The following is a 21,292-nucleotide window of genomic DNA, read 5'->3' on the forward strand; positions in this document are numbered from 1 at the left end:
GCGGCTCGCATGGTCGATTTCGGCTTTGACAAGCTGGTGCTGATCGGCGCCGTGGCGCTGGTCGTGCTCGGCCCTGAGCGCCTGCCGCGCGTTGCCCGCACCGTGGGCACGCTGCTGGGCAAGGCGCAGCGTTACGTGTCCGACGTGAAGGCGGAGGTGAACCGGTCCATCGAACTGGAGGAACTCCAGAAGATGAAGGGCCAGTTCCAGACCGCCGTCAACGACGTGCAGTCCAGCGTGCAGGAGCAGATGGACGCCGCCAACCAGTCGCTGCAGTCCACCTGGTCCGACCTGTCCGTGGACGGGACGAACGCGGACGGCACGATCGGTGGCTACGGCGGGCAGGTCCCTGTCTACGCGCATCCGAAGAAGAACTGGCGCCTCAAGCGCGGCGCCACGCCGGTCTGGTACAAGCAGCGGCAGGGCGTGCGTCGCCACGCCCAATCCGGCGCGGCCCGCGTGGCGCGCTTCCGTCCCTCCCGCCGAGCCCCATGAGCAGCCCCCAAGAAGACGAACTGGCCGGCACCGAACAGCCTTTTGTGTCCCACCTGATGGAGCTGCGCGACCGGTTGATCCGGGCGCTGGTGGCGGTCGCCATCGCTTTCGGGGTGCTGTGCGCCTGGCCCGGTCCGGGCGGTCTGTTCGACCTGCTCGCGGTGCCGCTGGTCTCGCACCTGCCGCAGGGCAGCTCCATGATCGCGACGAACGTGCTGTCGCCGTTCCTCGTGCCCTTGAAGATCACCTTGCTGGCGGCCTTCCTGGTGGCCTTGCCGGTGGTGCTGTACCAGGTCTGGGCCTTCGTCGCGCCGGGCTTGTACTCCCACGAGAAGCGCCTGGTGATGCCGCTGGTGGTGTCGAGCACGCTGCTGTTCTTCGCGGGCGTGGCGTTCTGCTACTTCTTCGTGTTCGGCAAGGTCTTCACCTTCATCCAGAGCTTCGCGCCCAAGAGCATCACGGCGGCGCCGGACATCGAGGCCTACCTGGGCTTCGTGATGAACATGTTCATCGCCTTCGGGGCCGCGTTCGAGGTGCCGGTGGTGGTGGTGGTGCTGGCGCGCATGGGCATCGTCACGGTGCCGCAGCTCAAGCAGTTCCGCGGCTACTTCATCGTGCTGGCCTTCGTCATCGCGGCGGTGATCACGCCGCCGGACATCGTCTCGCAGCTCGCGCTGGCGATCCCGATGTGCCTGCTCTACGAAGTCGGCCTCTGGGCCGCCAACGCCTTCGCCCGCTACTCGAAGGCCCCGGACGCCGAAGCGGAAGAAAGCAACGGCACCTCGCCGAGTTGATCGGCACCCACCAAGCAAAACGCCCGATGCAAGCATCGGGCGTTTGTCTTTGGGGCTGGGGAAGACTTATTCGGTCTTCGCTTCCGCCTTGCGTTCCTGCGCGACCTTGGAGACCGCGACCGGCTTGCCTTGCAGTTGGTTCAGCGCCTGGCGCAGCGGGAAGTCTTCCGCGCTGCCGAACTCGGGCAGCGGCTTCGGTGCTTCGGCGCGCTTGGCGTAGTCGGCTTCCAGCTTCTGGCGACGTTCCTCGCGGATCTTCTCCAGTTCCTTGGAGCGCGACTCTTCCGTCTTCTCGTCCGAGCCGTGGAGGTGCTTCTCCAGGTCGGCCTCGCGCATGCGCAGCTCGGCGAAGACGTTGCCCTCGGCGGTCTCGTCCAGCGGGATGTCCGGGACGATGCCCTTGGCCTGGATCGAGCGGCCGCTCGGCGTGTAGTAGCGCGCGGTGGTCAGCTTGACCGCCGTGTCCGGGCCCAACTGGCGCACAGTCTGCACCGAGCCCTTGCCGAAGGTCTGCAGGCCCATCACGGTCGCCCGCTTGTGGTCCTGCAGCGCGCCGGCGACGATCTCGCTGGCCGAGGCGGAACCTTCGTTCACCAGCACCACCATCGGCACGTTCTTGATCGCGTCCGGCAGGCGGCGCAGCGGATCGCCCGAGCCGCGGCGGGCGTAGAAGTCCGGATCGGCGCGGTAGCTGGCCTTCGACTCGGCGAGCTGGCCATTGGTCGACACGACCTCGACGCCCTTGGGCAGGAAGGCCGCGGAGATCGCGACCGCGCCCTCGAGCAGGCCGCCCGGGTCATTGCGCAGGTCCAGCACGACGCCCTTGATCTTGGGGTCCTGCTTGTAGAGCTCGGCCAGCTTCTGGCTGAAGTCCTCGACGGTGCGGTCCTGGAACTGGCTCACGCGGATCCAGGCGTAGCCCGGTTCGACCAGCTTGGCGCGCACGCTCTGCACGCGGATTTCCTCGCGGCTGATCGTGACGGGGAAGGTGCGGCTTTCCGACTTGCGGTAGATCGACAGCGTGACCTTGGTGGCCGGTTCGCCGCGCATCTTCTTGACCGCTTGATCGAGCGTGAGGCCGCGCACGGCCGTGTCGTCGATCTTGCTGATCAGGTCGCCGCTCTTGAGGCCGGCGCGGAAGGCGGGGCTGCCTTCGATCGGCGAGACGATCTTGACCAGGCCGTCTTCCATGCCGATCTCGATGCCGACGCCGACGAACTTGCCGGACGTGCTCTCGCGGAATTCCTTGAAGCTCTTCTTGTCGAAGAACTGGGAGTGGGGGTCCAGGCCGCTGACCATGCCGGAGATGGCGTCGTTGATCAGCTTCTTCTCGTCGACGGACTCGACGTAGTCGGACTTCACGATCCCGAAGACGGCGGCGAGCTGCTGCAGTTCCTCGAGCGGAAGGGGGCTGGTGGTGCTGCGGGCATTGGCCTGCAGCTGCATCGTCGTCATGACACCGGCCATCGCACCCAATGCGACCCAGCCCGCGACTTTCAGTTTGGCGCCCATGATGAAAAACCTTGAATCAGTACAGCCTGGCTGCTTGGCGCCGCATGGTCCGTCCCCGTTGTGCGGGACGGAACAAAGGCGTTCCCAGTATATGCGTGAGGCAAAAAAGCGGCCCGGCATGAAAAGCCGGTTTACCCCGCATTTACGCGTATCGCGAGCATCTTGCGCGCATTCCGGGCGCGGTGTGGAAACGGTGGGTACGCGGTGGGTGAACGCGGGGAATGACTTCCGGCAGGGTGTCGGCCGCCTCGGGGATGCGAACGGGCACGGACGGTGCCATGATCGATGCAACGCCAGCCGCGGTGCGACCTCGACGCGCCGCAGTCGCCCGCCCACCAGGAGGAGTTCCATGGCCTTGCCGCATGCCGCCCCCGCCCAGCCGATCGATGTCGCGCCGCTGGGTGCCGCGCTGACCGCGACACCGTCTTCCGCACTGTTCAAGTCGGAGGGCCTGGAGGTGATGCGTGTCGTCCTGCCCAAGGGCAAGTCGCTGCCGTCGCACAAGGTCGACGGCGAGATCACGCTGCATTGCCTGGAAGGCGAACTCGAGCTGATCGTCCAGCGCGACGGCGCGGAGCAGCGCCAGCCCTTGCGCGCGGGGCAGCTGTGCTATCTCGAAGGGGGCGTGGTGCACACGGTGACCGGCGTGGTGGACGCGTCGGCGCTGGTGACGATCGTGCTGAAGCGCTAGTGCCGCAGGAGCGCGGAAGGCGTCGGGACCGACGCCAGGCGTTGGTCCCTCCGACAGGAATCGAACCTGTATTTGCCGCTTAGGAGGCGGCCGTTCTATCCATTGAACTACGGAGAGCCCGCGTGAACCGGCCCCGGTGGGGCCCTGTCCGCGAAAGCGGCGGATTCTCGCATGAAGCCGCGCGCCTCAGTGGGCCCGCCCGGGCTGGCGTGCAGGCGACCACGCCCGCTGCCGTTCCGACTGCCATGCCCATGCCATGCGCTTGCTATCGGACCGCTACTCCCACTTCCACTGCCAGATCACGTCCAGGCCCTGCTGGTACTCGTTGGCCTGCGCCCGCAGCGTGAAGCGCTGAGCGAGCTTGTAGATCACCTGCCAGGACCCCGTGGTGGCGTTCAGCCCGCGCTCGTAGGCGACGAAGACGTTGCGGCTGACCTGCTTGCCCAGCCGCACCACGGTGCCGCGCGCATCGTCGCCTTCGCCGCTGAAGGACAGCTCGTCCAGACCGATGTTGTGGATCAGCTTGTCGCTGGCGCTCTCGCCGTCGCCGCTGATCAGCGCCATCGCGGCGCGTTGCATCAGCGCGGTGTCGCTGCGGCCCAGGTTGTCCGGCGAGCGTCCCAGCACCAGCCACGAGAGCTTGTTGGTCTCGCTCATGTCGGGCTCGGAATAGAGCTTGATCCGCGGGCTGCTGGCCGTGCCGGTGACCGTCACGCCGACGCGGACCGCCTCGTTCTCCATGTCGGGCCGGATCGCGAGCACGTCCAGCCGCGGGTTGTCCAGCGGTCCGACGAAGCTGAAGATGCCGCGCTCGACGACCAGCTTCTGGCCGTAGGCGTTGAAGGTGCCGCCTTCGCTGCGGACCTCGCCGGTCATCTGCGGCCGCGGCTGACCGTCCTGCGCGAGGTGCAGCAGGCCGCGCAGCTTCGTGTCGATGCCGTAGCCCTTGAGCTGCAGGCGCCGTCCGAGGTCCAGGTCCAGGTCGAGCTTGAGCCGCATCGGCTTGCCGCTGCCGTCGACGGCCTTGGGCGGCGCGTTCTGGCGCACGACCTGCACGTCGCTGTCGAGTTGCGGCGCATCGCCGCGCGAGAAGTCGAACAGCCCCTCGGCGACGACGAACTGTCCCTTCAGGTCCAGCAGCTGCGCGCTGGCCTTGAGCTGCGCGGCGCCGGTGGCGACGATGCGCCGGTCCACGCGCTGCAGCAGCGCGAAGGTGTCCGCCTTCAACGACAGCTCCGCGCTGGGCTGCGCGCCGAAGCGCAGCGTGCCGTCCATGTTGACCGTGCCGTTGCCGGCGCGCGCGGTGAACTTCTCGAGCTTGGCTTCGCGGCCGCTCATCGTCAGCGCGAGCTCGCCCTGCTGCATGTCCACGCCCATCAGCGGATTGCGCAGCGACAGCTTCTGCGCGCCGGCCTGGCCGCGGACTTCCGGCGCGCCCAGCGTGCCGCCGAAGTTCAGCGTCGCGGCCAGGCTGCCGCCCAGGCGCCAGCCCGCCGGCAGCCACGGGCCCCAGTTGCCCATGTTGTCGACCTTGGCCTCGATGCCGCCCTCGAGCTTGGCGCCCGGCGTCGGCAGCGCGTGCGCATTGGCGGTCCGGAAGGTCACCGCGCCGCCGATGGCGCCCATGTTCTCGCCGGCCACGCCCTGCACCAGATGCCACACGCCCTGGTCCGCGATCACGCCCAGCCGCAGGTCGGTGAGCGCGAGCCGCTGCGTGCTGACTTCGTCGGTGACGGTCAGGTCGCCTTTGGTGCGTTCGAGCATCGCGTCCACCGTCAGGCCGCGCGCGTCGCGCCGCGACTTGAACCGGCCTTCGATCTGCAGGTCACCGCCCCAGCCGAAGTCGGGCTGCAGCTTGCTCAGCACCGGTGCGGCGGCCAGCGGCTCCATCACCGCCTGGACGTCCCACTCGCCCGAGGGCAGGTTGGGCTGGTTGGAGCTCTGCCACATCATGCGATCCCAGCGCAGGCCGGCGCCGAGCAGCTCCATCCGCCCCGGCGCGAGCGTCGCCTGGCGCGGGTCGAGTCCCGGATCCAGCCTCAGCGCGAGCGCCAGCGGTCCGGCCTTCAGCAGCGGCGTGGCCTGCTGGCTGGCTTCCAGCGCGAGCGTCAGCCCGCGCGCGTTCCACACCGCGCCCTGGCGCCAGGCCTGCAGCGGATCGGCTTCCAGCGCGCCGTCCAGCGCGATCCGCGCGCGCGCGCCCTGCGGGTCCAGCGGCACCGTCTGCGCGAGGGCGGAACCGCTCGCGCTCGCCGCCTGTGCCCGCGCGACCACCTTGGTCGGCGCCGGGTGCGTCAGCACCGGCGGCAGCGGCACCTGGCCCTGCGTCGTCAGCGTCAGGCGGTGTTGCGCCCAACTGCCGGAGAGGTCCAGCTGCAGCTCGTCGAGTCGCATGCTCTGCTGCGGCAGCCGCAGGTTGCGGAGCTGCGTGGTCCACGCGAGCTTCGCGTCCTTGAGGCTGGACAGCGTCCATTGGCCTGAGGCGTTGTCCAGCTGCAGCGCCGGCCGGCTGCCGGAGTTGGCCGGCAGGCCCGGCACGCCGGAGAGCCCGAAGCCCTGCAACTGCCACTTGCCGTCGCTGCCGTACTGGGCCTGGCGCGCGCCCGGCTGGATCAGCACGACGGTCGCCTGCGCCTGCGCGCTGCCGACGATCGTCGCCTGCGGGAACTGCGCGCGCAGCATCGGCTGCAGGCTGGCGAGCCTGGGCGCGTTCGCATTGATCGACAGATCGACCTGCTCGCGCCGCGCCGCGGCGTTGATGCGGCTGCGCGCCTGCAGCGTCGCGTCGGCCAGTCGCAGATCGGCCAGCAGGTCCGGCGCGGCGGTCCCGTTGCGGCTGTAGCGGACCTGGCCGCTGAGGGGCAGGCCTTGCCATTGACTGGGTTGCAGGTCGAGCTCGGCCTTGCCCTGCGGCCACAGGCTGCCGCGCACCGACTGGAGCGCAGCCTTCAAGCGGCCGTTGATGGCCTGCGGCGCCGCGCCGGCGGGCAGGGGCTCCGGGCTGAGGCGGCGCGGATCCAGGCCCTGCACGGAGGCTTCCACGCGGGTCTTCCAGCCCGAGGCGAAGTCGAGGGCCTCGTTCAGCGTGAACTCGCCCGCGGCGTTCAGCGTGGCGGCGCCCGAGCGCGCCTGCAGGCGTTGCACGTCGATCGACTGCGTGCGCAGTTCCGCAGCCAGCGTGACCGCGAGCGGCGCCTGCAGCTTGCCTTGGCCGAGTTGCCCGGTGAGGTCGCCTTCGACCTGCAGCGACTGGTCCGCGGAGGCCTTCACCAGGTTGGCCTTGGTGCTGAGCTTGAGCTCACCGCGCGCCTGGACCACGGGCCAACGCGCGTCGATCTGGCGGCTGTCCAGGCCGGTGAGGCGCAGCGTCAGCACGCTGCCGTCGGCCTGGCTGGTCTGACCCACCGCCTGCAGCCGGCCGCCGCCGGTCAGCAGTGCGTCCAGTCGAGGCAGGCGCAGCCGGGTCCAGTTCGACGGATCGAGCAGCAGGTCCAGCTGCAGTTGACGCAGCGGCAGGCGATCCTGGTCGAGCCGGCCGGCGGCGCTGTTGTCCAGGTCCGCCTTGACGCTGAGCGACTTGTCCGCGTTCGGCGTCATCGTGACCTTGCCGCTGAGGCCGGTGCGCGGCACGCCGGCGGTGCCGGGCAGCAGCGCGGCGAGGTCCAGGTCCTTGGCCTGCGTCTCCAGCTGCGCGACGGGGAAGGGCGCGAACGCCTGCAGGCGCGCCTGCACCTGCAGACGCTGCTTCGCCGCCTCGAGCGAGCCCTTCAGCGTCAGGTCCGCGATCGGGCCGTCGAGCTGGAACGGCGCGGTCCACGGCAGCTCGCCGGTCGGCTGGCTCAGCGTCCAGCGGCTGGCGAGCTTCAGGTCGTCCTGCGTCGCGATCCGTGCTTCGCCGGCGAGGGTCAGTTGTTGCCAGCCCAAGGACTTGACGGTCAGCGCGTGCTGCCTGCCGCCGTCGGCGCCCAGCGCCGCGCTGCCGCGCAGGCCGCGCAGCGGCTGCACCAGGCCGGGAGCGAAGACCTCGCCGATCTCCAGGTCCGCGATCGTGATCGCGACCGGCGACAGCAGGCTGAGCGGCGGCTTGGCCGGTTCGGTCGACGCGCTGGGCGCGACCTGCACCCGCAGGCGCGCGATGGCCAGCCGGTCCGCCCGGACTTCGCCCCACAGCAGCGGCGAACGGTTCCAGACCAGCCGAACGTTCCGCCATTGCAGTTGCTCGAGGACGATGCGGTCCTCGGTGCCGGGCAGCACGAGCTCGGCGCGGTCGACATCGAAGTCGCCCAGCAGCCGGCCGCGTGCGTTCTGCAGCGACAGGCCCGGCACTTTCGCCAGGATGTAGGCGGTGCCGCCTTCCGTCTTCAGCGCCCAGGTCAGGGCGAGCGCGATCAGGCCGATCAGCACCGGGATCGTGAGCAGCACCCACAGCAGGCCACGGCCGCGACGGCGGCGACGCGGTGCGGCCTCTGCCTCTGCCTCGACCGAAGCCGAAGCGGCGGGTGCCGCCGCCGCCGCCGGCGCGGGCACGCCGCCGGGCGCCGCGTCCGGAGACGAGGGCGTGGGAAGGTCGTCGCGCGGGTCGCTCATCGGATTACAGGTTGATGCCGACGCTGAAATGCAGGCGCCACTTGTCGACCAGGTTGCCCTTGGCGAAGTCGAAGCGCAGCACGCCGACCGGGCTGCGATAACGCAGGCCGGTGCCGTAGGCCCAGGCGGGGTGGTAGTCGCCCCAGTTCTGCGCGGCCTGGCCGGCGTCGATGAACACGGCGCCCATCAGCTGCGGGATGCGCGGCGTGAGCGGGTGCGAGACCTCGACGCTGCCGTTGAGCAGCACGCGGCCGCCGGTCTGCGCGCCGGTGGAGTTCACCGGGCCCAGGTCGTTGTAGCCGTAGCCGCGCACGCTGTCGTCGCCACCGGTCCGGAAGCGCAGCGCCTCCGGCAGGCCCAGCTTGCCCTTGGCCAGGATCTGGCCGCCCTCGAGCCGTGTCGAGAACAGCCAGCGCCCCGACAGCGGCGAGTACCAGTAGACCTTGCCGGTCGCCCGCGCGAACGGGCCGTTCTTCTCCGCCGAGCTGTCGGCCCAGCCGCCGCCGACCGTGGCGGTGGCGCTCCAGCCCTTGGTCGGCAGCACGCGCGAGTCCAGCCGCCGCCACGTCATCTGCTGGTTCAGCGACACCGCGCCGGCCACCGTCGTCGGAACCGCCGGCTTGTGTTCCCAGGACCGGATGACCTCGACGTAGGTCAGCCGGTCCTCGGGCTCCGTCTCCTTCGCATAACCGAAGCGGGTGCTGAGGTTGAGGTTGACCTGGTCGTTGTCGTCGATGCGCTCGACCTTCACCAGCGCCAGGCTGCGCTGCATGTTGGGTTGCGGGTGGGAGCTGATTTCCGTGTCCAGCGCCTGGCGGACGCGCGACAGCTCGAGCTTGCTGCGCTCGCGGATGTTGAGCCCGAAGGGCTTGCGGTGCGTGTATTCGATGTTGGCGCTCGGGCCGTCGACGGTCCGGTAGCCGACGCCCAGCGTGACCTGCTGGCGCGCGGCCTCGCGGATCTTCACGGTCACCGGCACCTCGACGGTCTCGGCGCCGGGCGGCGGGGTGACGCTCTCGGGCTGGATCTCGACGCTGGCGCTGTCGAACAGCTGCGTGCCCACCAGACGCTCCTGGAAGTCGAGCAGCAGTTTCTCGTTGTAGGGCTGGTGCAGCTGGTAGCCCGCCAGCCGGCGCACGCTTTCCTCGGGCTGGTGGTTCAGGCCCTCGACGGTCAGCTCGCCGAGCGTGAACAGCGGCCCGCTCTCCAGCGTGACGGCGATGTCGACCTGGTTGTCGTCGGCCTGCACGACGGCCTCGCTGTGCGTCATCCGGGCCAGCGGATAGCCCTGCGCCCGCGCGCGCGTCAGCAGCGCGTTCTTGGCGGCGGCCCAGTCGCCCTGGCTGAAGCCCGTCTGCGGCGGCAGCAGCCAGCTCTGCGTCAACGTGCGGTCGAGGGCCACCGCGAGCTTGTCGCCGCGCTCGGTGGCGGTCTTCAGCGGGCCCTCGATGCGCAGGTCCATCTGCCGGACCAGCGCGCGCGGGCCGGTGTCGACGATCAGCCGCAGGTTGCGCACGCCGTCGGACAGGTCGCCCACTTCCTCGGTCCGGACCTTGGCGTTGAAGTAGCCGGCGGTCTCCAGCAGCTTGGTGGCCTGCTCGGGCGCGACGGCGGCAAGCCGGCGCAACTCCCCGGCGGTCAGGCGCATGTCCTCGGGCGTGTCGCGGAAGCGCGCCAGGTCCAGGTGCTCCATCAGCAGCGAGCGCAGCTCGGGCGGCGCCTCGACGGTCAGCTCATAGGCCGAGATCTTGCGCGTGCTGGTCACGTAGGGATTGTTGGCATCGGCCTCTTCGGTCGCCGCGACCTTCAGCTGCGCCTTGCGGTCGGTGGGCAGCAGCGAGCAGCCGCCCAGCAGCGCGAGCGCCGCGCCGATCGTGAAGATCGGCAGCGCGCGCCGCAGCCAATGAGTCACCGGACGCGTCAGGGTCGTCGCCGTCATCGGTTGAGCACGCGCATCGCCTGTTCGAGTCCGCCCATGGTGAGCGGCATCATGCGTTGCTGCATCAACTGCTGGATCAGCGAGATGCTCTGGCGGTATTGCCAGACCCCGGCCGGTTCGGGGTTGATCCAGACGTGCTTGTTGAAATGGGCGGTGAGCCGCTGCAGCCATTCGGCGCCGGCTTCCTCGTTGTTGTACTCGACGCTGCCGCCGGGCTGGAGGATCTCGTAGGGGCTCATCGTGGCGTCGCCGACGAAGATGAGCTTGTAGTCCCGGTTGTACTTGTGGATCAGGTCCCAGGTCGAGGTCTTCTCGCTGAAGCGGCGCCGGTTGTTCTTCCACACGAAGTCGTAGACGCAGTTGTGGAAGTAGAAGAACTCCAGGTGCTTGAACTCGCTCTTGACCGCGGAGAACAGCTCCTCGACGCGGTGCACGTGCTCATCCATCGTGCCGCCGACGTCCATCAGCAGCAGCAGCTTCACCTTGTTGTGACGCTCCGGGATCATGCGGATGTCGAGCATGCCGGCGTTGGCGGCGGTCTTGTGGATGGTGTCGTCGAGGTCGAGCTCCAGCTCCGACCCCTCGCGCGCGAAGCGGCGCAGCCGGCGCAGCGCGACCTTGATGTTGCGGGTGCCCAGCTCGATGTTGTCGTCGTAGTCCTTGTAGGCGCGCTGGTCCCAGACCTTGACCGCGCTGCGCTGGCCGCCGGGGCCGCCGATGCGGACGCCGCGCGGATTCGCGCCGCCGTTGCCGAAGGGGCTGGTGCCGCCGGTGCCGATCCAGCGGCTGCCGCCTTCGTGGCGTTCCTGCTGTTCCTCGAGCCGCTGGCGCAGCGTGTCCATCAGCTCGTCCCAGTCCAGCGCCTTCAGCTGCGCGAGCTGCTCGGGCGTCAGCTCGCGTTCGAGCTGTTTCGTCAGCCATTCCTGCGGCAAGGCCTTGAACAGGTCGCCCATCAGCTCGACGCCCTTGAAGTAGGCGGCGAAGGCGCGGTCGAACTTGTCGAACAGCGCCTCGTCCTTGACCAGCGAGGTCCGGGCGAGCGCGTAGAACTTGTCCACCGTGGGGCCGCTGCCACCGATGTCGGTGTCGTCGAGCACGCCGGCCTTCATCGCTTCGAGCAGGGTCAGGTACTCCTTGACGGAGACGGGCAGCTTGGCGGCGCGCAGCGTGTAGAAGAACTGGATCAGCATGGGCCTCCCCCTGGACTCCGGGGCATCAGGGCATTATCCATGCCGGCCGGCGGGTCCCAGGCGTAGCATCGGCGTCAAACACGGCTCCGCGGTCGCGGAACCGCGCAGCCTCCAACGTTGGGGTCGGGCGAATGGATCACGGGACAGGCAGCGGCGACGACAACGCCGAGGTCGAAGGCATGCTGCAGGCGCTGTACGGCGCCGTCGGCGAGGAGCGCGGCCGTTGGGTCGGCAGCTTCCAGAACTACCGGCTGACCAGCGCGTTCCAGCCGGTCTACAGCTATCCGCACCGCCGGCCGGTCGGCTACGAGGGCCTGATCCGCGTCGAGGACGAGCGCGGCCGTCCCATCACCCCGGTCACCGCCTTCGAGGGCGTCGGCAGCTTCGAGCAGCAGATCTGGCTCGACCGCCTGTGCCGCCTGCTGCACGTGCACAACTTCGTCGCGCAGCGGCAGCCGGACTGCTGGCTGTTCCTGAACATCCATCCGGCCGTCTTCATGCACGCGGCGCTGCAGGTGCGCATGCTGGCGCGCGCGGTCGAGGTCGTGCATCAGCTGGGCCTGCCGACGCACCGCCTGGTCTTCGAGGTCACCGAGGACGTGATGGCTCGCGACGACAGCTTCGAGGAGGCGGTCGAGGCCGCGCGCGCCACCGGCTGCCTGCTGGCGCTGGACGACTTCGGCGTGGGGCACTCGAACTTCGATCGCATCTGGCGGATCCGGCCGGAGATCGTCAAGCTGGACCGTTCGCTGCTGATGCGCTCGCGCGGCTCGCGGCGCATGGCGCGGGTTCTCTCGCAGATGGTGGCGCTGCTGCACGAGTGCGGTTCGCTGGTGCTGCTGGAGGGCATCGAGACCGTCGAGGATGCGCAGCTCGCGATGGATGCGGACGTCGACCTGGTGCAGGGTTTCGCCTTCGGCCATCCGGCGCCGTTCCTGCGCGACGGCGAGGGCGTGTCCGCGCTGGAGGATGTCTGGCGCCTGTTCAACGAGCGCCAGGCGCAACTGCGGCGTGATCACCTGGACCGGCTGACGCCGTTCCGCACGGCGCTGGCGCTGGCGCTGCAGACGGTGCAGCAGGGGCGTCCGCTGGTCGAGGCCTGCCAGCCCTTCCTCAAGCTGGACGGGGCGCAGATGTGCTACCTGCTGGACGACGACGGCCGGGAGATCGGTGCGCGCGCGGTGCCCGCCTCGGGCCCGGCGGAGATCGATCCACGTTTCCTGCCGATGGAGCGTGCGGGTGATGCCCGCTGGGCGCGCCGACCCTATTTCCGCCGCGCGGTCGAGACGGTCGGCGAGATCCAGACCACGCGCCCCTACCTGAGCCTGCACGGCGCCAGGATGTGCGTGACCGTATCCGTCGCCTACTGGCAGGATGGCCGCCTGCGCGTCCTCTGCGGCGACCTCGACTGGGACGAGGTGTAGCCAGCACCTCGCACACCCAGGCCCGCAGTCAACGGGCGATGCTGGGGCCGGAATGGTGCTGGGGGTTCCCGGAGGGATGCCCCCTGCGCCGTGGAGTGCCCGCGCTTGGCGACACGCAGTCGCGCCACCCACCGTCGCGCCACACGCAGTCGCGCGACGCTCTCGGCGATACGCAGTACGCCTTGCGCAACACCTGTCCCCGGGTCCCGGTCTTGCCAAAGGAAGCTCGCGTTCAACTTTGCCGAGGTCCCACAGGGCCGTCGCCCTCCCATGTCACGACTGCAGTACCTGTTTGCCGCCTTTGCGGTTGGGGCGCTCCTCGCCCCCGTGCCGGCGCGGGCCGCCGCGCCTGCCGCCTGTTCATGGGACCGTCCGGGCCACGACAGCTTCATGGGCGACGTGCCCGCGGCCGTCGACCGCTACACCGATCTTGCGCCGGCGGTGCGTGAGCGCCTCAAGACGCGGATGCGGGCGCACGAGTACGACGACGTCGTCGAGATCTCGCGCGATCGCATCGAGGGGAACGCGGGCTACGAGCCGCAGATCCGCGACATGCATTTCGGCCAGGGACGCGTCTGTGCGAGCGTCACGCGGGATCGCTGGTCCGACGATCAGCGCGAGCGTGCGCTGGTCTATTGCGAAGGCACGGCCTGCGTGATGGTGCCCACCGTGTGCCGCAACGTGAGCCGCGTCGCCCGCGTGCCGGGCGGCGGCGGGGGTGGAGGCGCCACGCCACCCGGCGAAGGCGAACTGCTCTTCGATCCGCCGGGCGCCGGTGCGCCGACACCGGTGCCGGCGGACACGCCGCCCTTGTCGACATTGCCGCCCACGCCCTTGACCGGCGTGCCGGAGACGCCGCCGGGTTCGTTCTCGAGTCCGCCGCGCGTGTCGATCGGGCCACCGCCCGCGGGACCGCCACCGTTCTCCGTGCCGACGCCGCCGCTGTTCGTGCTGCCACCGCGTACCGAGCAGCTGCCGCCGCCGGCGGTGCCGGAGCCCTCGACGCTCGCGATGGCCGCGGCGGGCCTCGCGTTGCTGGTGCTGCTCCTCAGGCGCGCTGCTTCTTCGAGCCGCTCCTTGCGCCCGCTTTCGCTCCCGCGCCCGCTTTCGCTTTCGCCTCCGACTTCGCGCCGGCCTTGATGCCCGCCTTCGTGCCGGTCGTGTCGTGGCGCTTGAGCCAGTCGAAGAACTCGCCGTACCAGAGCCTGGAGTTGCGCGGCTTCATGACCCAATGGTTCTCGTCGGGGAACCAGACGAGCCGGGCGTCGACGCCCTGCGCCTTCAGCGTGTTGTAGTAGGCCAGGCCCTGGGCATCGGGGACGCGGTAGTCGAGCTGGCCGTGGATGACCAGCGTCGGCGTGTTGAAGTGCTGCGCGTAGCCGATCGGGCTTTGCGCGGCGACCTTGGCCGGATCCTTCCAGTACGCCGTGCCCAACTCCTTGGCATGCCACAGGTAGGCGTCGTTCGCGAACATCGCCGTCCAGTCGAAGCAGCCCGCGTGGCAGACGTAGGCCTGGTAGCGGCCGGCCGGCACGTGGCCGTTCATCCACGCGACCATGTAGCCGCCGTAGCTGCCGCCCGTGGCGAAGACCCGCTTCGGATCGGCCCAGGGCTGCTTGAGCAGCAGGTCGGTCGCGATTTCCACGTCCTGCAGTTCCAGCTCGCCCCAACGCCCGGTGATCGAGTCGGCGAAGCGGTTTCCGAAGCTCGACGAGCCGTGGTAATTCACGCAGGCGACGACGTAGCCCTGCGACGCCATCGCCTGGTGGTTCCAGCGCCAGTGCCAGCTGTCGCCCATGGCGGTGTGCGGGCCGCCGTGGATCAGCTGCATCAGCGGCACCTTGGTCTTCTGCTTCGGGTCGAAGCCGGGCGGGTGGTAGAGCCACATCTGGACGAGCTCGCCCAGCGCGCCTTCGTACCAGAGCTCTTCGACCTCGCCGAAGCGCAATGAGGCGAGCGCCTCGTCGTTGAAGGATTCGATGCGGTGCAGCACCTGCTCCTCGGCGTCGCCCTCGCGATCGACGACGGAGACCTGCGGCGGGAAGGACGCGCTGTCGTGCAGCACGACCAGCGTGCCGGCCTCGAGCGCGAACGCGCCGACATGGCCGCCCTCGCACAGCGGGAACGCGTGCAGCGTCTTCACGTCGAAGCGGTAGAGATGGCGGCGGCCCTGGTCCTCGGCGCAGAAGAGCACGCCGAGGTCGTCCTCGTCCCAGCGCAGCGGGGCGGCGACTTCCTGGTCCCAGTCCTCCGACAGCACAGCCCAGTTGCCGTGCGTGTCGAGCACCGCCAGCTGCTGCGGCATCGTGTGCTTCAGGCCCTGGTGGGTGGCGATGAAGGCGATGTGGTGGCCCGCGTGGCTGTAGACCGGCGCGACCAGGTCCCAGCCCGGCTCGTGCAGCAGCACCTGCGCGCGGCCCGAGCGGACGTCGATCTCGGCCAGCGCGTTGCGGTGCTCCAGCGTCTTGGGCGTGTTCGGGTCGAAGCTGAACACGATGCGGCGGCCGTCCGGCGAGATGTCGAAGGTGTCGGCATCGGGCTCGGCGCGGCTGAGTTCGAATTCGGTGCCCTCGAACAGGTCGCGGACCTCGCCGCTGGCCAGGTCGATCACGTGCAGATGTGGCACGCGGTTCATCGGCAGCGAGTGGTCCCAGAAGCGGTAGAAACCTTCCTCGGTCACGTAGGCCGATTCCTTGCGGTCCTTCTCGGCCTTGCGGCGATCGGCCTGCGCGGCCTGGCCCTTCAGGCCCGGGTCGACCCAGGACACGAAGGCCAGGCGCTGGCCGTCGGGGAACCACTTGAAGGACTCGACGCCGAAAGGCAGCTTCGTCACGCGGCGGGCCTCGCCGCCATCAGGCGGGATCACGTAGAGCTGCGGTGCGTCGTCCTTGTCGCCTTCCTGGTCGCGACGCGCGATGAAGGCGACGGATTCGCCGGTCGGGCTCCAGCGCGGCTGGCCGTCCTTCTCGCCGGCGGAGGTCAGCACGCGCGGCTCGCCGCCCAGCGTCGACAGCAGCCACAGCGCGGTCGCCCCCTTGTTCTTCTCCATGTCGTAGCGCGTCACCGGCACGACGGCCTGCGCGCCGTCCGGCGACAGGCTCGGCGCGCCGATGCGCGCCAGCGCCCACAGCGCGTCGACGTCGAAGGTCTTCAACGCGGAGGCGTTCTTCTTCGATGCGCTCTTCGTGGCGGCGGGCTTCCGGATCGCGAGCTTCTTGATGGGCTTCTTCGCGGGAGTCTTTGCGGGGGTCTTCGCGGGAGTCTTCTTCACGGCGGGCATCAGGCGCTCCGGGGTTTGTCGAGTAGCCACTGCAGGTGGGTCTGGATGGTCGGCCATTCGGCCGCGGTGATGCTGTAGACGGCGGTGTCGCGCGGCAGGCCGCTGGGCATGATCACGTGCGAGCGCAGGATGCCGTCGAGCTGCGCGCCCAGGCGCTCGATCGCGCGGCGGCTCTGCGTGTTGAGGCGGTTGGTGCGGAACTCCACCGCGATGCAGTCCAGCGTCTCGAACGCGTGCCGCAGCAGCAGCAGCTTGCACTGCGTGTTCAGCCCGCTGCGCTGGCTGGACGCGCGGGTCCAGGTGGAGCCGATCTCGACGCGGCGATTGGTCGCGTCGATGTTCATGTAGGTCGTCATGCCGGCGACGCGGCCGTCGGCATCGAACACGGTGAACGGGTTCATCGAGCCCGCGTCGCGCAGTCCCAGGCGCCGGTCGATCTCCGCGCCCATGCGGTCGGGCGCGGGCACGGTGGTGTACCAGAGCTTCCAGAGCTCGCCGTCGGCGACCGCGTCGACCAGCGCCTCGCGGTGATCCTGCGACAACGGCTCGATCCGCGCATGCGGGCCGGTCAGCGTGACCGGCGCGGTGAAGGGGGTGGGTGCGGTCATGAGTCGAGCCGACCCTCGGCCGGCGGTGCGAGGAAAAGGGGGAGGGTGAAGGACGGGCGAGGGCAGGGCGGGCCTCAGCCCTTGTTGCCGAGCAGCAGCCGGCGCAGCAGCCAGCGGCAGCCGCCCATGCCGACGAGGATGGTCAGCAGGCCCAGGATCTGTGTGGGCCCCCAGCCGGGCTCGCCGATGAATTCCCATCCCAGCGAGCGGCCGACCAGCAGGCCGATCACGCCGCCGCCGACGAATCCCAGCGCGTCGGCCAGCGCGGTGCGCCAGGCGGCGTTGAAGTCTTGGCTCATGCCTGTCTCATCCTTGTTCCGATTTTGTTCTGGCCCGGCGGCTTCGGCGGATCCTGCCCAGCTGACTCTGCTCAGCTGACCCTGCTCAGCGGTTGCGGCTCTGCATGTAGACGAGTTTCTCGAACAGGGTCAGGTCCTGCTCGTTCTTCAGCAGCGCGCCCACCAGCGGCGGGATCGCGACCTTGTCGTCCTGCGTCTGCAGCGCCTCCAGCGGGATGTCCTCGGCCAGCAGCAGCTTGAGCCAGTCGATCAGTTCCGACGTGGAGGGCTTCTTCTTCAGCCCCGGCAGCTTGCGCACGTCGTAGAAGGTCTTCAGCGCGACGGCCAGCAGGTCCTTCTTCAGCCCGGGGAAGTGGACGTCGACGATGGCCTGCATCGTGTCGGCCTCGGGGAACTTGATGTAGTGGAAGAAGCAGCGGCGCAGGAAGGCGTCGGGCAGCTCCTTCTCGTTGTTGGAGGTGATGAACACCAGCGGCCGGTGTTTCGCCCGGACCCACTCGCGGGTCTCGTAGACGTAGAACTCCATGCGGTCGAGCTCGCGCAGCAGGTCGTTGGGGAACTCGATGTCGGCCTTGTCGATCTCGTCGATCAGCAGCGCCACCGGCGTGTCCGACGCGAAAGCCTCCCACAGCGTGCCCTTGACGATGTAGTTGGCGATGTCGCGCACCTTGTCGTCGCCGAGCTGGCTGTCGCGCAGCCGGCTGACCGCGTCGTACTCGTACAGGCCCTGCTGCGCCTGGGTCGTGCTCTTCACGTGCCACTGCAGCAGCGGCAGTCCCAGGGCCTTGGCGACTTCCTCGGCCAGCAGCGTCTTGCCGGTGCCCGGTTCGCCCTTGACCAGCAGCGGCCGCGTCAGCGTGATGGCCGCGTTGACCGCCAGCATCAGGTCGGGCGTGGCGACGTAGTCCTGGGAACCTTGGAATTTCATGAGGGGCTTCTCTAGCGCAGGGGTGAAAACCAGTATATAGGGCCCCCCCTATAATCGCGCCGCCCCAAATCCTAGAAGATCGGGACCATGAGAAGACAACTGCAGATCTCCCTCGCGTTGATGCTGGCCGGAAGTGCGTTTGTTGTAGCCGCTCAGTCCAACGCCCCTTCGTCGCCCGCGCCGGGACAAGCGCCGTCGACGACCACCCCCGCCGCGACGTCCGCGGCAACACCTGGCCCCCAGGCCCCGGTGCAGGCCAAGGTGGCCATGTGCATCGGCTGCCATGGCATCCCCGGCTATCAGGCCACCTTCCCCGAGGTGCACAAGGTCCCGATGATCGCGGGCCAGAACGCCAAGTACATCGCCAATGCGCTGACGGCGTACGCCAAGGGCGACCGCAAGCACCCGACCATGCGCGGCATCGCGCTGCCGTTGGGCGACCGGGACATCACCGAGATCTCCGAGTACTACGCCGGCCTGGCCAAGGTCGACGCGGTGCCCGCGACGGTCGAGGCGCCGGCCGACGTCAAGAAGCTGCTGGACAAGGGCGCGTGCGCGAGCTGTCATGGCGCCAACTTCAGCAAGCCGATCGACGGCACCTACCCCAAGATCGCCGGCCAGCACGCCGACTATCTGTACGTGGCGCTGAAGTCCTACCAGATCGAGGGCAAGCCGTATCACGGGCGCACCAACGCGGTGATGGCGGGCCAGGTGAAGCAATTCAGTCACGCCGAACTGAAGCTTCTGTCGCAATATTTGGCAGGCTTGCCATCCGAACTCCGTACAGTCCCGCAATCGCGGTTCCGTTGATCCGTGGCAGGCTGTGAGCCAGCCTCGGTGCAAGCGAAGAGCAGTAGCCAACCGCCCGCTAGGGCGGTTTTTTATTGCCTGTACTGACTGTGCGTGCGCCGGGGAGGGCGCCATACTGTGTTGCCCTGGACGAAAACGCCAGTCATGCTGAAGAAGGTCCCCACCGCCCAGGTGAAGCTGGGCATGTATCTGCAAGGGATGGAAGGGTCGTGGCTGTCGCACCCTTTCTGGAAGACGAAATTCGTCCTCACCGATCCCGAGGATCTGAAGGCGCTGAAGGCCAGCGGCGTGCCGTTCTGCTGGATCGACGCGTCCAAGGGCCTGGACGTCGACGCCCCCGAGGCGCCGAAGGCGGCCCTGGCTCCGCCCGCTGCCGCGCCCGCCCCGTCCGCGGCGCCCGCGGCGCCCGCGGCGACGGAGCCTCCCGCCGCTCCCGCCGTCCTTGCCGCGGCGCCGCGACTCGAGTTGAGCACCGCGCCCGCGTCGATGGGCGAGGAGCTCGAGCGCGCCACGCAGGTGATGCAGCGCTCCAAGCGCGCGGTGATGACGCTGTTCGGCGAGGCCCGGCTGGGCAAGGCGATCGACGCCGAGCAATGTCTGCCCCTGGTCGAGGAGGTCGCGAGCTCGGTGGTCCGCAATCCGTCGGCGCTGATCAGCCTGGCGAGGCTGAAGACCAAGGACGACTACACCTACATGCACTCGGTGGCGGTGTGCGCGCTGATGGTGTCGCTGGCGCGGCAGATGGGTCTGGACGAGCCGCGCACGCGCGAGGCCGGCCTCGCCGGTCTGCTGCATGACGTCGGCAAGATGATGATGCCGCTGAACGTGCTGAACAAGCCGGGCGCGCTGACCGACGCCGAGTTCGCGATCATGCGCGACCACCCGACGCGCGGCTTCGAGATGCTCAAGGAAGGCACCTCGGTGCCCGAGGCGGCGCTGGACGTCGCGCTGCGGCATCACGAGAAGATGGACGGCACGGGCTACCCCGGCAAGCTGGCGGGCGAGCAGATCAGCCTGCTGTCGCGCATGGGCGCGGTGTGCGACGTGTACGACGCGATCACCTCGAACCGGCCCTACAAGAACGCGTGGGATCCGGCGTCGTCGCTGGCGCGGATGGCGCAGTGGACGGGGCATTTCGATCCGCGGGTGTTCCAGGCCTTCGTGAAGTGCGTGGGCATCTATCCGGTGGGGACGCTGGTGAAGCTGCAGTCGGGCCGCCTGGGGGTGGTGCTGGAGCAGAACGCCACGGCGCTGACGGCGCCGCGGGTGCGGGTGTTCTATTCGACGAAGTCGCAGATGCCGATCCCGACGCAGGTGCTGGACCTGTCGGCGAACCACGCGTCGGACCGCATCGTCGGCCGCGAGGATCCGGCCACCTGGGGCTTCCAGCGGCTCGACGAGCTCTGGCAGGCGCCGGCGAAGTGACGCCGGGGGATCGCCTCGGGAGAGACGGTCCACGCGATGACAGCAAGTCTTGGTGGCTGCCGCTGACTCAGAGCGGTGGCGCTCCTCAATCTTTGAGGTGAAAGTCTCCTAGTTCAGGCAATGGTTCGCCTGACGCGTCCGCTCGAAGATGCAGACCTCGCGCTGATGAATGGCGCTGGAGGGCATCTGATGGCAGTTCTTATGAAGGAAGTGGCGCCGGCCAACGATGTGCCGGCCCAACGATCAAGGGCGGCGCCTCTGGCACCGCCGTTCGATGTAGTGACCTATGCGGGGCCGGTCACAGTCGAGGGCTATGAACGACTGAGCACAGTGCTCGACGAGCACCGCACGAACGAGCATGTCCTTGTCGTATTGGAGACGCCTGGTGGTGATCCGCATGCGGCGTCCCGTATCGCGAGGGCCCTGGGATTTCATTACAAGCGTGTCGAGGCGCTCGTGCCGCGCTACTGCAAGAGCGCGGGAACGCTGATCGTGCTCGGCGCGTCCGTGTTGCACATGGGCGATCGTGGCGAGTTGGGGCCTATCGACATGCAGGTTCCGAGGGTGGGCGAATTCTCGGTTCGCGGCTCCGGGCTCGAGTTCGGCGGCGTCCTGGACCAGCTGCTGCCACACCAGATACAGAGCTTCGCCATCGCGGTGCATGCCATCTCGGCCCAGGGCCTGTCCAACGAGGCGGCAGTCAATGCGGCTTCATTGATGACCGCGCGACTGTTCCGGCCGCTGCTCGAAAAGGTCGATCCTCGTCGGCTCGTCGAGGTGACGCGTGCGATGGCCATTGCCGCCGCCTACGGGGAGCGTCTGGCGCAGAAGGGCGGCAACATCGGTGCGGACGGGATCAATGAATTGATGCGGCGATATCCATCGCATGCGTTCGCGATCGATCGCAAGGAGGCTCAGCGGCTGTTCTACGACGTCCGGGAGCCGATGGATGCAGTGGCCGAGGTCGCGACGCGGCTCGGCCATTCGATGTCTTCGCTCAACACCCTCGCTGCGCCTACGGTCCAACTGCTCCCTTTTCCGTTTATCGACAAGGAACTTTCACATGTACACGACGGAACCCATGCACGAAGTTTTTGCGCGCTCACGCCAGCTGATGTTCGAAGCCATGTTGCGGATGTACCCCGGTCTGTTTGATATGAATCGAAAACGGCTGCCGATGCCCACGCCGACGTCGGGGGTTGCAGGGTCGTGGTCGGAAGAAGAGGCTGCGCGCAGGGCTTGGCACTACGCCCAGAATTTCACTGTCCCTTCTCGCGTACTGCCCGATGAGCAGTGACCCGTCCGGAAAG

At 68.8% G+C, this 21,292-nt stretch carries 15 protein-coding genes, 1 tRNA gene and 2 pseudogenes; 9 read left to right on the plus strand and 9 right to left on the minus strand.

Annotated elements, in window-relative coordinates; genetic code table 11:
• Positions 1–9 precede the first annotated feature (9 nt).
• The 3 genes and pseudogenes from tatB (AC1VNM_RS28325) to tatC form a co-directional block, all read left to right on the plus strand.
• Positions 10–202: pseudogene (gene tatB, locus AC1VNM_RS28325) on the plus strand (Sec-independent protein translocase protein TatB); the annotation flags it as partial.
• A 143-nt stretch (positions 203–345) separates the two neighbouring features.
• Positions 346–495, plus strand: a pseudogene (tatB, locus tag AC1VNM_RS28330) (Sec-independent protein translocase protein TatB); the annotation flags it as partial.
• The gene (gene tatC / locus AC1VNM_RS28335) at positions 492–1,289 is read left to right on the plus strand and encodes a twin-arginine translocase subunit TatC (protein ID WP_377157009.1); all 798 of its coding nucleotides are present in this window, start codon (positions 492–494) and stop codon (positions 1,287–1,289) included. The pseudogene tatB (AC1VNM_RS28330) and the gene tatC, both read left to right, overlap by 4 nt.
• Positions 1,290–1,355: 66 nt before the next feature.
• Here tatC and AC1VNM_RS28340 read toward each other — a convergent pair whose 3' ends face one another.
• The gene (locus AC1VNM_RS28340) at positions 1,356–2,801 is read right to left on the minus strand and encodes a S41 family peptidase (RefSeq protein ID WP_377157007.1); all 1,446 of its coding nucleotides are present in this window, start codon (positions 2,799–2,801) and stop codon (positions 1,356–1,358) included.
• 349 nt (positions 2,802–3,150) lie between these two features.
• Between AC1VNM_RS28340 and AC1VNM_RS28345 the strand changes: the two genes are divergently transcribed.
• The gene (locus AC1VNM_RS28345; RefSeq protein WP_377157006.1) at positions 3,151–3,492 is read left to right on the plus strand and encodes a cupin domain-containing protein; all 342 of its coding nucleotides are present in this window, start codon (positions 3,151–3,153) and stop codon (positions 3,490–3,492) included.
• A 42-nt stretch (positions 3,493–3,534) separates the two neighbouring features.
• On the opposite strand, the gene AC1VNM_RS28350 is transcribed toward AC1VNM_RS28345, so the two are convergent.
• The 4 genes from AC1VNM_RS28350 to AC1VNM_RS28365 all read right to left on the minus strand — a co-directional run bounded on the left by AC1VNM_RS28350 (position 3,535) and on the right by AC1VNM_RS28365 (position 11,208).
• Positions 3,535–3,609 (minus strand) — tRNA-Arg (locus tag AC1VNM_RS28350).
• Between the two features lie 159 nt (positions 3,610–3,768).
• Positions 3,769–8,079 carry a translocation/assembly module TamB domain-containing protein gene (locus AC1VNM_RS28355; protein ID WP_483109119.1) on the minus strand — a complete coding sequence of 1,437 codons (4,311 nt, stop codon included), beginning with the start codon at positions 8,077–8,079 and terminating at the stop codon, positions 3,769–3,771.
• Between the two features lie 4 nt (positions 8,080–8,083).
• The gene (locus AC1VNM_RS28360; RefSeq protein ID WP_483109120.1) at positions 8,084–10,018 is read right to left on the minus strand and encodes an autotransporter assembly complex protein TamA; all 1,935 of its coding nucleotides are present in this window, start codon (positions 10,016–10,018) and stop codon (positions 8,084–8,086) included.
• Positions 10,015–11,208, minus strand: coding sequence for a vWA domain-containing protein (locus AC1VNM_RS28365; RefSeq protein WP_431102068.1), 1,194 nt, complete (start codon positions 11,206–11,208; stop codon positions 10,015–10,017). Before AC1VNM_RS28365 ends, AC1VNM_RS28360 begins: the two co-directional genes overlap by 4 nt.
• Positions 11,209–11,339: 131 nt before the next feature.
• Between AC1VNM_RS28365 and AC1VNM_RS28370 the strand changes: the two genes are divergently transcribed.
• Entirely contained in the window at positions 11,340–12,632 is a 1,293-nt protein-coding gene (locus AC1VNM_RS28370) for an EAL domain-containing protein (RefSeq protein WP_483109121.1), read from the plus strand.
• Positions 12,633–13,022: 390 nt separating this feature from the next.
• Positions 13,023–13,772 (plus strand): MHFG family PEP-CTERM protein, encoded by a 750-nt coding sequence (locus tag AC1VNM_RS28375; RefSeq protein ID WP_483109122.1) that lies wholly within the window; start codon positions 13,023–13,025, stop codon positions 13,770–13,772.
• Here AC1VNM_RS28375 and AC1VNM_RS28380 read toward each other — a convergent pair.
• The 4 genes from AC1VNM_RS28380 to AC1VNM_RS28395 all read right to left on the minus strand — a co-directional run bounded on the left by AC1VNM_RS28380 (position 13,681) and on the right by AC1VNM_RS28395 (position 17,747).
• A complete protein-coding gene (locus AC1VNM_RS28380; protein ID WP_483109123.1) occupies positions 13,681–15,912 on the minus strand; it encodes a S9 family peptidase in 2,232 nt (743 codons plus the stop codon). The two genes, AC1VNM_RS28375 and AC1VNM_RS28380, sit on opposite strands and share 92 nt — an antisense overlap.
• A complete protein-coding gene (locus AC1VNM_RS28385) occupies positions 15,912–16,520 on the minus strand; it encodes a GNAT family N-acetyltransferase (RefSeq protein WP_483109124.1) in 609 nt (202 codons plus the stop codon). The genes AC1VNM_RS28380 and AC1VNM_RS28385 overlap by 1 nt, the downstream gene beginning before the upstream one ends.
• A gap of 74 nt (positions 16,521–16,594) precedes the next feature.
• The gene (locus AC1VNM_RS28390) at positions 16,595–16,819 is read right to left on the minus strand and encodes a hypothetical protein (RefSeq protein WP_483109125.1); all 225 of its coding nucleotides are present in this window, start codon (positions 16,817–16,819) and stop codon (positions 16,595–16,597) included.
• Positions 16,820–16,904: 85 nt separating this feature from the next.
• Positions 16,905–17,747: an AAA family ATPase gene (locus tag AC1VNM_RS28395; RefSeq protein WP_483109126.1), complete on the minus strand. Its 843-nt coding sequence runs from the start codon at positions 17,745–17,747 to the stop codon at positions 16,905–16,907.
• An 87-nt stretch (positions 17,748–17,834) separates the two neighbouring features.
• Between AC1VNM_RS28395 and AC1VNM_RS28400 the strand changes: the two genes are divergently transcribed.
• From AC1VNM_RS28400 to AC1VNM_RS28410, 3 genes are all read left to right on the plus strand, one after another.
• Positions 17,835–18,557 (plus strand): c-type cytochrome, encoded by a 723-nt coding sequence (locus AC1VNM_RS28400; protein WP_483109127.1) that lies wholly within the window; start codon positions 17,835–17,837, stop codon positions 18,555–18,557.
• Positions 18,558–18,701: 144 nt separating this feature from the next.
• Positions 18,702–19,982, plus strand: coding sequence for a cyclic di-GMP phosphodiesterase (locus tag AC1VNM_RS28405; RefSeq protein ID WP_483109128.1), 1,281 nt, complete (start codon positions 18,702–18,704; stop codon positions 19,980–19,982).
• A 120-nt stretch (positions 19,983–20,102) separates the two neighbouring features.
• A complete protein-coding gene (locus AC1VNM_RS28410; protein WP_483109129.1) occupies positions 20,103–21,137 on the plus strand; it encodes an SDH family Clp fold serine proteinase in 1,035 nt (344 codons plus the stop codon).
• Positions 21,138–21,292 lie beyond the last annotated feature (155 nt).

This window comes from Mitsuaria sp. MSU3D (genome assembly GCF_056867975.1).

Coding starts and splice junctions, on each gene's coding strand:
- tatC (WP_377157009.1), top strand. CDS start 492: ATGAGCAGCCCCCAAGAAGACGAACTGGCCGGCACCGAACAGCCTTTT.
- AC1VNM_RS28340 (WP_377157007.1), bottom strand. CDS start 2,801: ATGGGCGCCAAACTGAAAGTCGCGGGCTGGGTCGCATTGGGTGCGATG.
- AC1VNM_RS28345 (WP_377157006.1), top strand. CDS start 3,151: ATGGCCTTGCCGCATGCCGCCCCCGCCCAGCCGATCGATGTCGCGCCG.
- AC1VNM_RS28355 (WP_483109119.1), bottom strand. CDS start 8,079: ATGAGCGACCCGCGCGACGACCTTCCCACGCCCTCGTCTCCGGACGCG.
- AC1VNM_RS28360 (WP_483109120.1), bottom strand. CDS start 10,018: ATGACGGCGACGACCCTGACGCGTCCGGTGACTCATTGGCTGCGGCGC.
- AC1VNM_RS28365 (WP_431102068.1), bottom strand. CDS start 11,208: ATGCTGATCCAGTTCTTCTACACGCTGCGCGCCGCCAAGCTGCCCGTC.
- AC1VNM_RS28370 (WP_483109121.1), top strand. CDS start 11,340: ATGGATCACGGGACAGGCAGCGGCGACGACAACGCCGAGGTCGAAGGC.
- AC1VNM_RS28375 (WP_483109122.1), top strand. CDS start 13,023: ATGGGCGACGTGCCCGCGGCCGTCGACCGCTACACCGATCTTGCGCCG.
- AC1VNM_RS28380 (WP_483109123.1), bottom strand. CDS start 15,912: ATGCCCGCCGTGAAGAAGACTCCCGCGAAGACCCCCGCAAAGACTCCC.
- AC1VNM_RS28385 (WP_483109124.1), bottom strand. CDS start 16,520: ATGACCGCACCCACCCCCTTCACCGCGCCGGTCACGCTGACCGGCCCG.
- AC1VNM_RS28390 (WP_483109125.1), bottom strand. CDS start 16,819: ATGAGCCAAGACTTCAACGCCGCCTGGCGCACCGCGCTGGCCGACGCG.
- AC1VNM_RS28395 (WP_483109126.1), bottom strand. CDS start 17,747: ATGAAATTCCAAGGTTCCCAGGACTACGTCGCCACGCCCGACCTGATG.
- AC1VNM_RS28400 (WP_483109127.1), top strand. CDS start 17,835: ATGAGAAGACAACTGCAGATCTCCCTCGCGTTGATGCTGGCCGGAAGT.
- AC1VNM_RS28405 (WP_483109128.1), top strand. CDS start 18,702: ATGCTGAAGAAGGTCCCCACCGCCCAGGTGAAGCTGGGCATGTATCTG.
- AC1VNM_RS28410 (WP_483109129.1), top strand. CDS start 20,103: ATGGTTCGCCTGACGCGTCCGCTCGAAGATGCAGACCTCGCGCTGATG.